Raw genomic sequence first — 16,344 nt, forward strand, 5'->3', positions numbered from 1 at the left:
AATGCCATATTATATGCTGCCCTACCCTTTTGCTTGTTGTCGCCGGTGGCCAACACCTTCTTCCATTCTTCCGCCGCACCGTTCCAATCATTCACGCGAACAAAATTCTTAGCTTTTTTAAGTGACGGGTGTTTTCGTACATAATAACTTCTTGTGACCCTGACAGGAACCGGACTGATTCTTTGCGCATAAAAGTTCCCGGCTATGAAGCCACAATCCCTGACCGTATTACGTTTGGAAGGAAGTCTGTTTCGCGCATCCTCTTCAGAACTGCCGCGGGAGCTCCATGATTTGCCTCCTGACGTTTTGTATTCATCTATGATCCGTTTGTTTTTCGGATCGTACAATCGCCAGCCTGTGGTTACCTTTACATCGGTTGTCACTTCAGAGACATCTCTCACAACCTCTACTCCTTCTTTGGTTTTTGATTTCTCCTGAACGATCTTATGGGTGAATTTGCTGTCAGAATCAAACACCTCAAGCAGCAGAAGGGCATCCGCATTGCTTTCGGCACAAATACGCTCTACTTCTTCCCAGGGCAATGGTGGCGGAAAGGCTTCCCTTCCGGTACCTTCAAGTTCTATCGCCGGGCGGATTGCATCAAATCGTTCCGTTCTTGTGAGAATATCCACCAATCCGGACACGCATTCTTCGGAGCCATCCCTGTCCTGCCCGATTCCCTCTCCGGTTATAACACCCTCAAGAATATTCTCCACTTTGGTTTTTTTGGATGGAAAGCTCCTGTTGACAACAGCGATGCGCTTTATGTGTTGAGACACGGTAATGTCTGCGGGTTTCATGACCGAGAGACTGATACTGGAAGTTCCGCATGCCCCCATAGTCATGGCAAACAGCAGAATAATAGATCGGTGAAGTATTTTAATCATGGTAAGGAGCTTATGTTTTGCCCGCAACTTTACCATAGCAAAAAGGGGGCCATTCGCCCCCTTCTACGTCTACACGTCAAATCGGTTTTACTTTTTAATTACGGTCACACTTCCGGCTTTCTGGTGTCCATTGATGTCTACTACATAAAAATAAGTTCCCTCAGGAACCACCTCTCCGGCAGTGGTACGCCCATCCCATGCAAGTTGCCCTCCAGGCGGACTGTATATAAAATTACCCCAGCGGTTTAGGATCGTCAGCTTGGTACACTCCGCCATTTCTCCGTTCACAAAAACCTTGAATTGTTCGTTGATACCATCTCCATTCGGTGAGAACACATTGGGCACCTGGGGGTCATTGTAAAAATCGAAATTCTGAATATCCGCTGTTACCATAGCAGTATCAGTGCACGTACCATTGGTAACAGTCAGCACCACTTGCGAAATGGTTCCATAGGGAAACTCGTGGATCGGCATCAACTCCGGTGACTTATACCCATCACCAAAATCCCAAAGCACACTTGTCCCATTTATACTGACATCCGTAAACTTTCCTCTGAGGCCGTCACAACTCGGAACCCAAATAACATCGAAGTCGGCTTCAGGTTGTGTATTGGTGGTAATGGTCACATTGTCGGTTTGTATACACCCATTGGCATCTGTAACTGTTACGGAATAAACCGTTGTAACCGGAGGTATCACAGTAATGTCCGGTGTTGTACCGCTGCCCGGATCATCCCATTGGTAAGTATATGGCCCGATTCCACCGGTTGCTGTCGCACTTATGATCACGTTCGCATTTTCACATGCAAACTGATCACCGGATGTACTGGAGACCAAAGGTGTAGGTTGGCCGACCGATACCGTTAGCACGGTGTCACAACCGGTGCTGTCCGTAACTGTTAAGATGTAGTTACCTGCGACCAGACCGGTGGCGATGATTCCCGTCTGCCCATCACTCCACAAATAACTATATGGTGTGGATCCGCCCGATGGCATTACGGTAGCCGTACCATCATTGCTTCCATTACAAAGGGCACCCGTACTGCTGGTGATTCCTGTTACAGAAGGCGTTTGCAACACAGTGGTGGTATTGACGATGGTACAACCGTTGGCATCGGTGATGGTGACTGTGTAATTTCCGGCATATAATCCTGTTGCCAGACTGGTTGTTTGTCCATCATCCCATTCATAGGTATACCCAGGGGTTCCCCCACCCGGGTAGGCCGTGGCTGTTCCGGATCCGATACCGCATAACGCGTTGGAGCTATCCATATTTAAGGTCAATGCCGTCGGCTCGATGAGGGTAAACGTTCCGGAGTTGGTACATCCGTTTGCATCGGTTACTGTTACGGTGTAACCTCCTATCATCAGCCCCGTGGCGGTAGCTCCTGTCTGACCGTCGCTCCATTCATAAGTGTAACCGGGTGTACCTCCCACGGCGCCGGCGGTGATAGATCCGTCAAAACCACCATAACACGAAATATTATTGGCAACCGAGTTCAGGTCAAGAGGTTCGATGGGTTGCGTAATCGTGACAGAATCCAGATAGGTACATCCATTGGCATCGGAAATGGTAACAGAAAAAGTCCCTGCAGGAAAACCGGTAGCGGTGGCTGTGGTCTGACCATCACTCCATTCAAAGGAATAATTGGGCGTCCCGCCCGCGGGCGTAACGGTCCCTGTTCCATCATTCCCTGACTTACAGCTCACATTGGTGGAGGATGTCGCGGAACTTGACAATACCGTTGGCTCAGTAACTGTAATGCTTTGCGTGGCCAAACATCCATTGACATCAAACACCGTTACCCCGTATGTCCCCATTACAAGGCCCGTGGCTGTAGCGGTGGTCTGACCATCGCTCCAGGCGAATGTCAACGGCGGGGTTCCCCCTGATGGCACCACAGTTCCAGTTCCCTCATTGGAACCAAAGCACAGTACATTGGTACTTGATGCAGTAGCAGAAGGTCCGTTCTGATCATTCACCGACACCTGGATGTTCTTCTGACATCCGTTGTTATCGGTTACCGTAACATTGTAGTTTCCGGCAAGCAAGCCTACTGCTGTATCGCCAGTTTGACCATTCCCCCACAGATAGGTATACCCTGGGGTTCCACCTGATGGTGTTACAATGGCTGAGCCATTGCTGTTTCCACATGTAGATTGAATTTCGCTTCCGGCCAGTGCTAACACTGTTGGTTCTCCCACCGTAGCACTCACCACACTCACGTTGGTACATCCGTTGGCATCTGTCACGGTCACCTGGTAGGTTCCTGCGCTCAAACCAGTGGCCGTTTGTGTTGTTTGTCCGTTATTCCATAGATAGGTATAGGTTGGCGTTCCCCCGGCAGGGTTCACGGTCGCTGTTCCGTCTGATGCTCCCTTACATAATGCGTTCGTAACATTGGTTGCTGCGGTGAGGTCGGCATTCGGTTCATTAACGGTAACGGTTACTGTTCCGGGTCCGGTACAGCCGTTGGCATCGGTTATTGTGACCTGATGATTGCCGGCCACCAGGCCCGTAGCGGTTGCGGTGGTTTGTCCGTTGGCCCAGAGATAGGTATATCCCGGGGTTCCTCCCGAAGGGCTGACCGTACCTGTCCCGTCGTTACCTCCTTTACAATTGACATCGGTATGGCTATCGGAAACGGTCAGATTTGCCACAGGTTCATCAACGGTAACCGTTACTGTTCCAGGTCCGGTGCAGCTGTTTGCATCGGTCACGGTAACCTGATGGTTTCCTGCTGTCAAACCCGTAGCCGTAGCGGTGGTTTGCCCATTGGCCCAGAGATAGGTATATCCCGGGGTTCCGCCGGAAGGATTTACCGTTCCTGTTCCATCGCTTCCACCTTTACAATTCACATCGGTGTGGCTGGCGGAAACAGTCAGGTTCGTAGCCGGTTCTGAAACCGTTACGGTTTGCACATCGGAACAAATGCCACTGTTGGAAGTAACGGTTACCGAATGTGTTCCTGCGGAAAGGCCAGTGACCGTAGCTGTTGTTTTTCCATTGCTCCAGGTATACTTTGGGTTGCTTCCTCCGGTAGCGGTTACGGTGGCTGTTCCATTACTTCCGCCCTTACATGTCACATCCGTAGAAGAAGTGCTGGCAGCCAGAACACAACCACACGAACCTCCGGAGCAATTAAGAATTGGACAAATTACAATGGAGTCTGTACACCCGGTTGGATTGAGGGTCATACACACGGTGTATATCTGCCCCGGGAACATGCCCGAGCCACATCCGGTTCCGATAGGAAAGCCTGGTCCTACGAGGTTACAGGATTCATCATATGTATTTATGTTGGTGGTTCCGCATGTTGGACCACCCAGGTTATTGCAACCGAAAGTTGAGTTTGTAGTTGACGACCCTCCGTATGTGCAGGAACCATTGCAAGGTCTGTTGTCGGTCAACCAACGAAACTGCACGGTACCCGAGGTAGGGTATCGATAAGTATAACAAACCGTTCTTGGAAGTTGGTTCTGTGCAAATTTATAGCACTTACCAGCATTGACCGCCACGCCAATATCCGCAGGCATGCTTACACTGGTACCCAGCGTTCCGTTGTTATCGTAAAATGTACCATCCGGACTTCCGCACGCCCCTTGTGCACGTACATCCAGGCTCATGCCGATGACATTGTATATCACCAACATTAGGTAGATCTTTTTCATGGGAGACCCTCCTGTTAAAAATTTAGTTTTCGCTCAAGCCACATGCCTCCGATTCAAGGCATGAAAATATACTCTACCAAAACAATGCATGTGATCCTTACCCTCCCCCAGTACCCAACTAGTGCGGGAGAAACACTGCATTAATCATAAATGTTGTTCGAAATCGTACGAACTAAAAATACTTAGCACATCAAGCTAACTCGATACAAATCAAAGTACAAAAAATTATTCTTCCAAACAAATCAAGCCCATTGTTTACACAGTTTATTAACACATTCTCCATTTACCATGGCACTTCATATTGTGCGCAAAGATGATATAACCCTGAATCGTTATATTTGTAATGATGCCAACAAAAAGACTTACCAGATCGAACGAGAGAATGCTTGCAGGTGTATGCGGAGGCATTGCCCAATGGCAGGACTGGGATCCCACACTGGTGCGTATCGGTTGGGTATTATTGAGCTTGATGAGTATAGGCTTTCCGGGTCTGCTTCTATATGTAATACTTTGGGTGGTTGTCCCGGAAGAAAGCAACTATTAATTCTCGCTATCCTGCACCACCAAAGGCAACGTCAGGTTTTCACCGGACGATGTGACCCTCAGAAAATACATTCCCGCAGGGCGGCCTTCCATGGAAATCGCCAAATTACCTGATCCCACGCCACTAATGATGACACGGCCCAAAGCATCATACACCATATAGTCAAATGACGAACCGTCCACTGGTTTAATATTCAACAACCCTTTCACAGGATTGGGAAACACGATCCACTTCCTGTCGCCCATCGCTTCCATACCGGTGGTACAATTATCCGGATCGGTTACCGGCGTTATGCCCGTGTTACCACCCGCACAAATACCGCAGCTGTCTACAAATGCACCTCCACCAGTTTCACCAAAACAATCGACCGCCGGTAATTCTGTGAATGAAGCCAGGAGACGTATGTATGCAGACTGGTAATAGATACCGGGCTCCGTAATTTCCCAGGAGTTCTCGGGATATCCTGTATTCCATTCGTGATAGGACTTCTGAACCGGCTCATTCCCTATCCATGCTAAGCTACCAGCATAATCTTTATTGGGACCACCCGGAACATAACCGGGTGCCGGACCATATGTTGATGTCCGCACATCATCCCAAACCGCACTGCCATCAGCAAACCAACTGTGATAGATTGTATTCACGCTGTTCTCTGCACCACGATCAGCCATATTGGACAAATACACCAAGCCCATTGGATTTACGCCATGCATGTAATGCACACTGGCCAACGCACGCTTTGCATATTGCAAGCTATCTGTAGCATCCAATGCATACAGATTCATATCCAGATTAATGATACCCGTACATGCCTTGATCTGGTTACTTCCCCAATGATATTGTGCATCCGGCATCCATGAACGGTACAAGTCTTTTTGCACGGAGAAGCCATAGAAATCACCGACAGAATTTGCATTGCTTTGCTTGGCTGCCCGGATGGCATTCGCAACCGTTTGATCCGCTCCGCTGAGTGCGGCATAGTATAACAAACCATCTCCGTAAGCCACACCATAGGGTCCCCACCAATTCAGAAGAGTCACCGCGGTGTAGTTGGCGTTAACGTAGTTCGCATAAACCTGTTTACCAGTAATACCGAACAGGTATGCTGCAGCGGTCACTGCAGACTGGTCCTGATCTGTCAGACTTTTATCCGCATCCCCCGAAACAATCTCCTGGGTATCACAATTTGTACTTCGGGCATTCTGTCCGTACCAGTCCCAGGCTTTTTCAGCGCGTACCATGAGATCATCCACATAGGTGGCAAGTGAAGGGAATGCAGATAACACCACGGCGGCATGTGCAAAAATGCCGGCAGTCACAATGGTTGAGGAAGAGCACTTAGGGCCGTAGTACCGCGGTCCTGTATCGGAGCTCGGTGGAGATGGTGACGTATAGTCTATATCTCCGATCTTGATATGCACACCTCCATCAACTGTATCCTGCATGCGCTTGATCCAGTCCAACTCCCACATGACTTCGTCAAGGATATCCGGCAAATTATTACCTGATTCCGGAATACCAAAATCATCCGTCCAGATGGCCGGCTGAAACCGGTAGGCATCTAACAACTGGTGCATCACGCTTTCTGTAAATGTCACGTACTTGTTGTTATCACCTGCATCATACCAGCCACCCCTCATATCTTTTACCAGACCGGCGTTGTTTTTATCATCCACACTATGCGCTTCACTGTCTTGCCCGGAAGCAAGATAAGACGCACCGTCTGTCCACCCGTTTTCCGCAAAGGGCAATTGTTTGGAGAATCCGCACCGCTGGTAAAAGTACACCCTGGCAGCTGCTTTCAATACTTCGAAATAGACATGGGGCTGGATGATGAAAGGATAGGACCCGACCTGATTAGCCGGATCAAATACATAATAGGTACCGGTATCCGTTAGTGCGGAAAAATCAAAATGCCAGCCTTTATCTCCCGACTGGGATTGGGTAGCACCATTATTCCATAACGCGGAACTCCCGGTGAAAGCAGTGGTTCCATCGTAAAGGCGCCGTACCTCCATTGTAATACCGGGCTGATATGACTCGGATGCATTGAACCCGGACTGGGGATCTGTAAGCACAGCCACCTTATCATCCTGTGGCCGGTAACCGAATTGATCTACCCGGATATTCTTCTCAACCGTATAATTCACCTGTGCCTGACCTGAGAAGAACAGGCCTGTGCAGGCTATCCCTGCGAGAAGAATCCGGAGACGATCATTCATTGGATATCATTACACGCTGATTCCAATTTACGTTATCCATTTGAATTTGCAACAAATACATGCCCGGATTTAACCGCTGATCGTCGGCAACTACCAGGAACGTTCTGTTTCCGGCTGCAGATGTACCATGATCCTTCTCATAAACAACGCGCCCGAGAAGGTCGGTCAGCACAATGCGGGTATGTTGCACCGGCCTGGTAAAATCACACGCCACATGGAATACACCGGAAGAAGGGTTAGGGAATACCCTGGGCTGTGTGGACAAATACCCCATATCTTCCAATCCGGTGGTTTTATCTCTGATCATAAAATCATCCAGGTAAATGTGGTTTCCACGCCATGACTCGAATACAAACCGGAACCGTACATTGGTTTTACTCGCGTAAGCAGATGTGATCGCCAGTTTATCTTCTCTCCAGTGAGATACAGAATCCGGAATAAATGGTGTGGTCATATCTGCCACAGTGGCGAGTTGACTTCCCTGTTTGCTGGAACGAAGCGACCAGATGCCTCCACAATCTGTACTGATGTAAACACTGAGTTTGTCATCCGACAGATTATCAATTCTGGCATAAGCCACTTTGTAGTAAAACTCCGGGTTACTCACTTTAGACAAGTCAAAGGACGGTGTGATCAACTCCAGTTTTTCCCCACTCCAGATTCTATCGAAATTATTTACGGTAAAGGAATGACTCCCGGAAGACGATGCTGCCGTTGTTACTTCCCACTGATTACCTCCGGTTGTCTCCGGATTGAACCAGGTACTATCGACCCGGGCCGTATTTTCAAGATCGTCTGAATAGATGGTATCTGAATAATCCGCAGTGGTTCCAAGCACGGTAACCATACCAACGATGATCAGGGTATCCATACCGGCGGCATTGGAGCTTATCAGTGTCACATTATATGTACCCGGACTGGCATAAGTCACGGTAGGTGCTGTCAGTATTGATGATGAAGGTGTTCCTCCGGGAAAGGTCCAATGCAAACTGTCAGCTGTTGCCCCGTACGTCTGGTTTGTAAACTTCACGGATGCGCCAGCGCAGATCATCTCTTTATCTACCTTAAAAGCAGCATGCGGCGCACATAACGGAGCGGTATAACCACTGTCCGTTCCTGTTGCAACGGCATTCGTGAAGGACACGAGGTTGTCGAGTGCCGGATAGGTGGCAAAGACAGCTTCCATACGGTTGCGTTGTCCGATGCTGAACATATTCTGACAGTTATCATAGCTCATGAAGTTTTCAATCGGATCAACGGTATCCGTTTGAAACGGTGACGGCCCGACCGTATCATTATGACAGGTGTTCTGGGTTTTATCACACCCATATGTAGGTATTGGCATGGGCGGTGTATCACAGACCATATCATTGTTGTCCGTGCAGTCATGACCTACGGTAAATGAACAACCATCTCCGTATCCGCCCACCAGTTGATCCTGCCAGGGATGCCATAAACCCAGACAATGGCCCAATTCATGGGTTTCCGTCCTTCCGTTATTTCCGGTGGCTGCGCCTTTGGACCCCCAGAAATTATATCGTACTACGGCACCATAAGTATCTTTCACACCGTAAGCCCAGGGGAATTCTTCATAACCGGCAATGATTCCGCCACCAGGCAGATTCCATCGGGTAGGGTCAATGCTGTTCACGATCCATACATTAAAATACTTATCGGGTGGCCACTGGATCACACTCTTCACCGTATCTCTGCAGTTGTAGGTCAGGGGGGTCTCATAGTATGTAACACCGTTGGTGCAGTTACCATCCGGATCGATCTTAGCCAGCTTGAATTCAATCTTACAATCCACAGCAAAAGGTTTGAAGACGGGTCTTGTCTGGACCGTATCCGCGTTGAGTCTGCGAAAGTCAAGATTCATCTTATCCAATCCGCTCTGAATCTGGTCCAGGCCAATCCGTTCTATGCCCTGGTCGTGCATCACGTGCACCACCACAGGGATCACCCTGACGCTGTCTGCAACACCTGAACTCCTCAGTGCCTCGATACGCTGCACCTGGGCCTTGATGCGTGCCATGTCTTCCTGCACCCTGATGATCATGGTCGGATCGGACTTCAACTGGTCCTGAAAATGCTGATCGGTTCCACAATGGCCTCTGTCATCCTGAGCGAAGGCGGTTAACGACATACAGATTCCTAGCACCAATAGCGGTGTGGTTATTTTTTTCATGGCAATAAAAACATTAAGACTTTCTTGCTCTTTCCGGCTTGGAAACTACTCTTCACAAAAGTACCATTTAGGGAAAAAGAAACAAGCAAAGCGAAGGCATAGTTAAGGTGTCTGGCCTTATACGGAAACCTGAAAACATTCATCCAACAGGCATCCTGCCAACCTCGCAGTGATGCCATCACGATCCAGAGAGGGATTCATTTCCGCGACATCCATTGCTACCAATTTTCCGGATAGCACGATATTTCTGAGCCAGGGAGTAACATCCCTGGGTAGTAACCCAAGCGCATTTGGTGCACTGACTCCAGGCGCGATTGATGCGGAAAAAACGTCCAGGCAGATGGTCAGGTAAATGGCATCCACCGCTTCCATAAACCAGTCGAGCTTATCCTGCACCATCTCACCGGTTTGCCCCATCAGGTCCTCTGCCATGACATATTCAACGCCCCATGCATCGGCCCTGTCAAACAAAAACCGGGTATTCGAGCATTGCTGAATCCCCATACATAAATACCTGAATGGTCTTTGTGTCGATTGCAGGTCTTCACGAATCTGCCGGAAAGGGGTTCCGGATGAGGGGCCACCGGAATCATCCCGAAGATCAAAATGTGCATCAATATTGATAATTCCCACGGATTGATCTCCGAGGGCATTTGCAACCCCGGTGTAGTGTCCGTATGCCACCTCATGACCACCACCCAGCACGCAGGTACGATATCCGGCCCGGATCAGTCCGGCTACATGTTGCGAAAGTATTTGCTGAGCGTCTTCCAGATCACCATTCGCACAGGTAATATCTCCGCCGTCAAAAAGCTTCAGGGAGGAATCATGGACAGGCAAAGACGCCATGGCCTTCCGGATAGCATCCGGTCCGTCTGCCGCCCCCACTCTGCCCTTATTACGACGCACACCCTCGTCGCTGGAAAAACCCAAAAGCGCCCATGAAGGATCTGTTGTTGGCGTCAACTTTCCACCCAGATCAACAGGTTTGATCACTTGATGATATCTGCGGTGCAGTGGTCCGTCGCCATCGACGCGTCCGGTCCATATTGAAGGATCCGTTGGTTTATACAAAGATGAATTCATTGGGGATGAAGTTAGTAAGATTTACCGTCCACCCATACCCTGTTTGGCTTCATACTGCCCTGATGGTATAAGATTTCACGATAATCATTTGTGGGGAACGATATCATATCCGCTCGCTTCCCTGTGGTGAGTATTCCGCGGTCCGCAAGCCTGAGTGCACGCGCCGCCCTTTCAGTCATCCCTGCCAGGGTCTCAGCCATGGTCAGTTTTTCCGCGGCACCAAGAACAGCGGCCTGGGTCAACAGGTCTCCCATAGGGGCAGAACCCGGATTCCAGTCGCTGGCAATTACCACACACATGCCATTATCCAACATCTTTCTGGCAGGCGCAAAATGTTGCCCAAGGCCAAGGGTGGCACCGGGTAAGACCACACCTATCACGCCGGATTTTGCCATGGCACGGATCGATGGTTCATCACTCACTTCAAGATGGTCGGCACTCAGCACCTGATGTTCCGCTGCAAGATGGCTTCCTTCGATGGTAAACTGGTCGGCATGAATAACCACATCAAGTCCCAGTTGCTTGCAGGTCAGCAGATATTTGGTCGCAGACTCGCTGCCGAACGCCGATCTTTCCACAAAGATATCCGCTCTCTTTGCCAGGTTGCGCCTAACAACTTCAGGAAGAAGATCGTTGACCAAATGGTTAATGTAATCAATCTGCGAATTGAATTCCGGTGGACAAACATGCGCAGCAAGACATGTGGCAACGAGAGTTACGGGTGATTTTGTATTCGCTTCAGCAATTGCCTCCAGCATTTTGACTTCTGCTTCCAGGCTCAGGCCATATCCGCTTTTCACCTCGCATGTCGTGATGCCATCTCCGATTAACCGTTTGCAACGACTCAGAATCCCATCAATGAGTTGTGCTTTGTCTGCATCCCTGGTGTGACGGACCGTACTCATGATCCCTCCGCCGGAGGCACTGATATCAAGATACGATTCCCCTTCCAGCCTGCGCATATAGTCTCCTGCGCGTGATCCTGCAAAGCAAATGTGGGTATGTGCATCAATCAATCCCGGCATCAAAACGGAAGGTTCAATTATCTCTTCGAAAACATCCGCTTGTGATCTGAGTTCATTGTACCCCCCAACATCTTTAATATGATCACCTTCCACAAGCACACCGCCATTTTCAATAACTTCAAGCTGTGATGCACCAATCGGGCCTGCGGATGGCAAGCCACGCATGGATATGATCTGGGAGAATGGTCCGAGGAGTTTCAAATTGGCTCTGGTTTAAAATTGGTGATAGTTAATGATCATTGGTCAATAGATACTGGATATAAGACATTAGATTGTAGACACTGAAATGTAGGCGATCACGCCATTATGAAATCTCACATATCTAATGTCTATTTTCTATTGTCTGGTATCTATTGTCCATTGTCTGATATCTAATATCTTTTACTTTCGTCAGATCTTCAACCTAAAATCATCCGCAACCCGTTCTGCAATTTCATATCCTGCGTCCGCATGTCGGATCACACCAAGGGCCGGATCATTGTAGAGCACCCTTCTGATGCAATTGGCTGCCCGTTCCGTACCATCTACCAACACCACCATTCCCGCATGTTGTGAATAGCCCATTCCTACACCACCGCCGTGATGAAAGCTTACCCAGGTAGCTCCCCCGGACGTATTGGCCATCAGATTCAACAGCGGCCAGTCGGACACCGCATCCGAACCATCTTTCATGGATTCCGTTTCGCGATATGGTGATGCCACGGACCCACAATCCAGGTGATCCCTTCCAATCACCAAAGGAGCCTTCACCTTTCCTGACTTCACGAGGTCATTAAATATGAGTCCTGCCTTTTCGCGCTCTCCCATACCCAACCAGCATATACGACAAGGCAATCCCTGAAACGCGATCTTATCCCTGGCTTCCTTCAACCAATGGATCAGGTGGGTATTTTCAGGAAAAGCTTCCATCAGGGCCTGGTCGGTGGTGTAGATATCTTCAGGATCTCCAGACAATGCCGCCCAACGGAAGGGCCCTTTTCCTTCGCAGAATAGCGGGCGAATATAAGCTGGAACAAAGCCCGGAAAATCAAAGGCATGCTCAGCGCCTCCCTGTCTCGCAAATTCGCGCAGGTTGTTCCCGTAGTCAAAAGTCTTGCTTCCTCTTCTTTGCATATCAAGCATCAAATTCACATGCCGGGCCATGCTAACCAGCGACCGCTTTTTATATTCGACAGGATCTTTTTTTCTCAACGTAGACGCCTCTTCCAATGACAAACCGTTGGGCACATAGCCGTTCACAGGATCATGAGCGGAGGTCTGGTCCGTAAGGATATCAGGAATGATATCATCTTTCAACAAATGCTCAAGCAGATCGCCGGCATCACTCACCAATCCGATAGAGATGGCCTCTCCTTTTTCCTTCGCCTCCAACGCCCAGTCGCGGGCTTCTTCGTAAGACGAGGTCATCTTGTCAATATACTTTGTATCCAGTCGTTTTTGAATTCGTTTGGGATCTACATCTGCGCCCAGAAAAGTCGCCCCGGCCAGTGTAGCGGCCAGGGGTTGTGCGCCACCCATTCCTCCCAGGCCTCCGGACACCAGCAGCTTATGTTTCAAATTACCATTAAAATGTTGCTGACCGCAAGACACAAATGTTTCATATGTACCTTGAAGAATTCCTTGTGAGCCGATGTAAATCCAACTTCCCGCCGTCATCTGCCCGTACATCATTAAGCCTCGCTCCTTTAGGGCCTCAAAATGCTCCCAGTTGGCCCAATGCGGCACGAGGTTACTGTTTGCGATCAATACACGGGGCGCCTCGGGATGACTTCGGATGATGCCTACCGGCTTTCCGGATTGCACCAATAGACTATGATTTTCGTCCAGTTCCAAAAGGGCCTTGATAATTCCTTGCAGGGCATCCCGGTTCCGCGCAGCCTGACCGGTTCCTCCGTAGACCACCAGTTCATCGGGATTCTCGGCCACCTCGGCATCAAGGTTATTAAGTAACATGCGCAGCGGAGCTTCGGTTTGCCAGGACCGCGCGTGAAGTTCATTGCCTCTGGGCGCTTTGTAAACCGGATGTGTGGCGTATTTTTTAAGAAAGTCTGTATAGTGCATCATGTTCACCGTTTAAGTCGATCCCGGCTTCCGCTGCAGTTTCAGCAGCGAGGGTCGACAATTTGTATTGAGAAATGATCTGTGTTGCAGTTTGAAGATCATCGGAGAATACGCGATCCTCTTCCGTATGACTGATAAAGCTACGAACCATATCGTGACACCTTTCCAGGATCAGCCCGGACTTCAAAGGTCTGCGGTAATCGAAAGCCTGCGCAGCACAGATCAATTCCACTGCCAAAACCTTTTCCAGATTATCAATCACCTGGTTGAGTTTACGTCCACTGATGGAACCCATGCTCACATGATCTTCCTGTCCGAGCGACGTGGGTATACTATCCGCGCTGGCCGGAAAACACAACGCCTTATTCTCACTCACAAGAGCGGCAGAAGTATATTGGGGGATCATAAATCCTGAGTTGATACCGGTATTACGCATCAACAATTTGGGGAGTCCTTCACGCCCTTCCAGTAACAAATAGGTACGACGGTCTGAAATATTCCCGACCTCATGGGCCGCCAGGGTGGCATAATCTAGTGGCAACGCCAGTGGCTGTCCGTGAAAATTCCCTCCACTGATGGTATTCTGTGCATCAAGTACGATCGGGTTATCCGTCACGGAGTTGATCTCGATGTGTGTCAATTCTTTGAGATGTAGCCAGGCATTACGTGAGGCTCCATGCACGGGGGGCATACACCGAAGAGAGTATGGATCCTGAACACGCTCACAATGTTCATGCGACACCACCATTTCCGATCCTTTCAACAATTCACGAAGACGATGTGCTACAAGAAGGTTTCCGTTAAACGGCCGCAGCTGATGCAAGCGTTCATCAAACGGTCGGGTTGAACCAAGGAGCGCTTCCAATGACATCGCACCGATCACATCAGCGGTATTGAGCGCATGGTGTAATCGCTCTACGGCAAGGATGGCATGGGAAGCAATGAACTGCGTTCCATTGATCAGTGCCAGTCCTTCCTTTGCCTTCAATGCCAGGGGCTGTAGGCCTGCCTCCGCTAATACTTCAGCAGCCGGCCGCCTTGCGCCTGATTGCGTCACCTCACCCAGACCGATCAATGGCAGAAACAAATGAGCCAGAGGCGCAAGATCACCGGAAGCTCCCACCGAACCCTGCGATGGCACAACGGGAATCACATTATTATCTATGTGCCAGAGGATACGTTCGAGCAACTCCACAGACACACCGGAAAAGCCCAACGTCAATGCCTGCAGCTTGGTAATAAGCATCAGCCTGGAGAGCAATGGCGACACGGCTTCTCCCACACCAACGCTGTGGCTCTTGATCAGATTCACCTGCAGTTGTTCCGTATCCTCAGGAGATATCCGTGTCTGGCAAAGCGGCCCGAATCCGGTATTGACACCGTAAAGAATATCACTACCCTTTACGATATCATCCACGGCCTGTCGGCTCTTGCGCACCTGGTCAACCACCCGTGACGATAGCGTTCCCGTCACCCTTCCTGCCGCGAGGTCAAGCGCAAGCGCAACCGTCAATCGATCGGTCCCGAATGAAAATGTCTTACTCATGGGGTTATTGATTTGTTTAATCTTGAAAGTATATCTTTTTTATCGAGAGCCCTTTCCAATTCACCAAGCGTCTCATTAAAATTAAGAAGATGTTCATTCTCCTGCATGAGGCCCTCCATGATGTGTTCCAACATTTGCCAGACAGGCTTCACCTTTTCCAATAAACGCTGTCCTTTTTTTGTAAAACAGACGATGCGTTTCCTGCCGTCACCCGGGTCTTTTTCCGACTTCACCAATCCATGCCCCACAAGTTTATCCACCATTTGCACGATGGCCGGATGGGTAACCCGTAGCGTCTCCGAAAGCTCCGTAACAGACATATTACCTCTTCGATCCAGCTGAAAGAAGACAGGAAACCAGGTGATCTCGAAGGGAATGTTTTGCTGTTTGTACACCGCGGCTACGTCCTGCAATATACGTTCACTCAACCGCTTGAGGCGGGAACCGAGCATGAGGTAACCGGAATCTTTGTACACATCCATCGTACAAATATATAAATTTACGTAAGCACTTACGTATTTACAAGAAAATTATCTATAGATATTTATGTCACCCCTTCGGGGTTGGGGTACTTCGAAATGGGGCATTTAAAAGGCATGCGGATAGAATGATCTTCCTATAAATATTGCACCCCTTCGGGGTTAGTGGAGCATATCTGATAGGATAAATGCTAACATAGCCCTCGTTAAGTTCCGCCGGATTCCTGGATATATACCGGTTCAAATAATGTAACCCAGAAGAGGTGCTATCACCTTAGAAACAAAAGCATTGGAAAACAAATTAATCCACAATGCGTGTTAAAATTCTATACGGATGAAGTGATTGGATCTGATGACATTTCCTATGAATAGTGCACCCCTTCGGGGTTAGTGGAGCATATCTGATAGGATAAATGCTAACATAGCCCTCGTTAAGTTCCCCTGGATTCCTTGATCTACACCGGTTCATACAATGCAACCCCGAAGGGGTGTAATCATTATAGAAATGCGAGTATGTGGGAGAATGCGAACCCCGAAGGGGTAACATCCTAAAGGGATAAAATAACAAGAGCATACATGTATCGCTACTGTATGCTCTTGCTGTTTCGTGACCTCGCAGGGAGTCGAACCCCGA

Annotated in this window: 10 protein-coding genes; 1 reads left to right on the top strand and 9 read right to left on the bottom strand. The window is 49.1% G+C overall.

Going from position 1 to position 16,344, the window contains the following annotated elements; translation table 11 throughout:
- Positions 1 to 887, bottom strand: an 887-nt coding sequence (locus KDD36_11330; protein MCB0397240.1) for a hypothetical protein, incomplete at its 3' end; no start/stop codon positions are given.
- 87 nt (positions 888 to 974) lie between these two features.
- The gene (locus tag KDD36_11335) at positions 975 to 4,559 is read right to left on the bottom strand and encodes a gliding motility-associated C-terminal domain-containing protein (GenBank protein ID MCB0397241.1); all 3,585 of its coding nucleotides are present in this window, start codon (positions 4,557 to 4,559) and stop codon (positions 975 to 977) included.
- A gap of 346 nt (positions 4,560 to 4,905) precedes the next feature.
- Here KDD36_11335 and KDD36_11340 point away from each other — a divergent pair, with 346 nt between their 5' ends.
- The gene (locus tag KDD36_11340; GenBank protein ID MCB0397242.1) at positions 4,906 to 5,103 is read left to right on the top strand and encodes a PspC domain-containing protein; all 198 of its coding nucleotides are present in this window, start codon (positions 4,906 to 4,908) and stop codon (positions 5,101 to 5,103) included.
- Here KDD36_11340 and KDD36_11345 read toward each other — a convergent pair.
- The 7 genes from KDD36_11345 to KDD36_11375 form a co-directional block, all read right to left on the bottom strand.
- A complete protein-coding gene (locus KDD36_11345) occupies positions 5,100 to 7,325 on the bottom strand; it encodes a glycoside hydrolase family 9 protein (GenBank protein ID MCB0397243.1) in 2,226 nt (741 codons plus the stop codon). The two genes, KDD36_11340 and KDD36_11345, sit on opposite strands and share 4 nt — an antisense overlap.
- Positions 7,318 to 9,513: a choice-of-anchor J domain-containing protein gene (locus KDD36_11350; GenBank protein MCB0397244.1), complete on the bottom strand. Its 2,196-nt coding sequence runs from the start codon at positions 9,511 to 9,513 to the stop codon at positions 7,318 to 7,320. The genes KDD36_11345 and KDD36_11350 overlap by 8 nt, the downstream gene beginning before the upstream one ends.
- A gap of 117 nt (positions 9,514 to 9,630) precedes the next feature.
- Positions 9,631 to 10,599 carry a formimidoylglutamase gene (hutG, locus tag KDD36_11355; protein ID MCB0397245.1) on the bottom strand — a complete coding sequence of 323 codons (969 nt, stop codon included), beginning with the start codon at positions 10,597 to 10,599 and terminating at the stop codon, positions 9,631 to 9,633.
- Positions 10,600 to 10,610: 11 nt separating this feature from the next.
- The gene (gene hutI, locus KDD36_11360; protein ID MCB0397246.1) at positions 10,611 to 11,825 is read right to left on the bottom strand and encodes an imidazolonepropionase; all 1,215 of its coding nucleotides are present in this window, start codon (positions 11,823 to 11,825) and stop codon (positions 10,611 to 10,613) included.
- A 189-nt stretch (positions 11,826 to 12,014) separates the two neighbouring features.
- Complete coding sequence (locus tag KDD36_11365; GenBank protein ID MCB0397247.1) at positions 12,015 to 13,688, bottom strand: urocanate hydratase; 1,674 nt, start codon at positions 13,686 to 13,688, stop codon at positions 12,015 to 12,017.
- Positions 13,663 to 15,231 (bottom strand): histidine ammonia-lyase, encoded by a 1,569-nt coding sequence (hutH, locus tag KDD36_11370; GenBank protein ID MCB0397248.1) that lies wholly within the window; start codon positions 15,229 to 15,231, stop codon positions 13,663 to 13,665. Before hutH ends, KDD36_11365 begins: the two co-directional genes overlap by 26 nt.
- Positions 15,228 to 15,713, bottom strand: coding sequence for a MarR family transcriptional regulator (locus tag KDD36_11375; GenBank protein ID MCB0397249.1), 486 nt, complete (start codon positions 15,711 to 15,713; stop codon positions 15,228 to 15,230). Before KDD36_11375 ends, hutH begins: the two co-directional genes overlap by 4 nt.
- Positions 15,714 to 16,344 lie beyond the last annotated feature (631 nt).

The organism is Flavobacteriales bacterium, from assembly GCA_020435415.1.
Taxonomy (GTDB): Bacteria; Bacteroidota; Bacteroidia; order JACJYZ01; family JACJYZ01; genus JACJYZ01.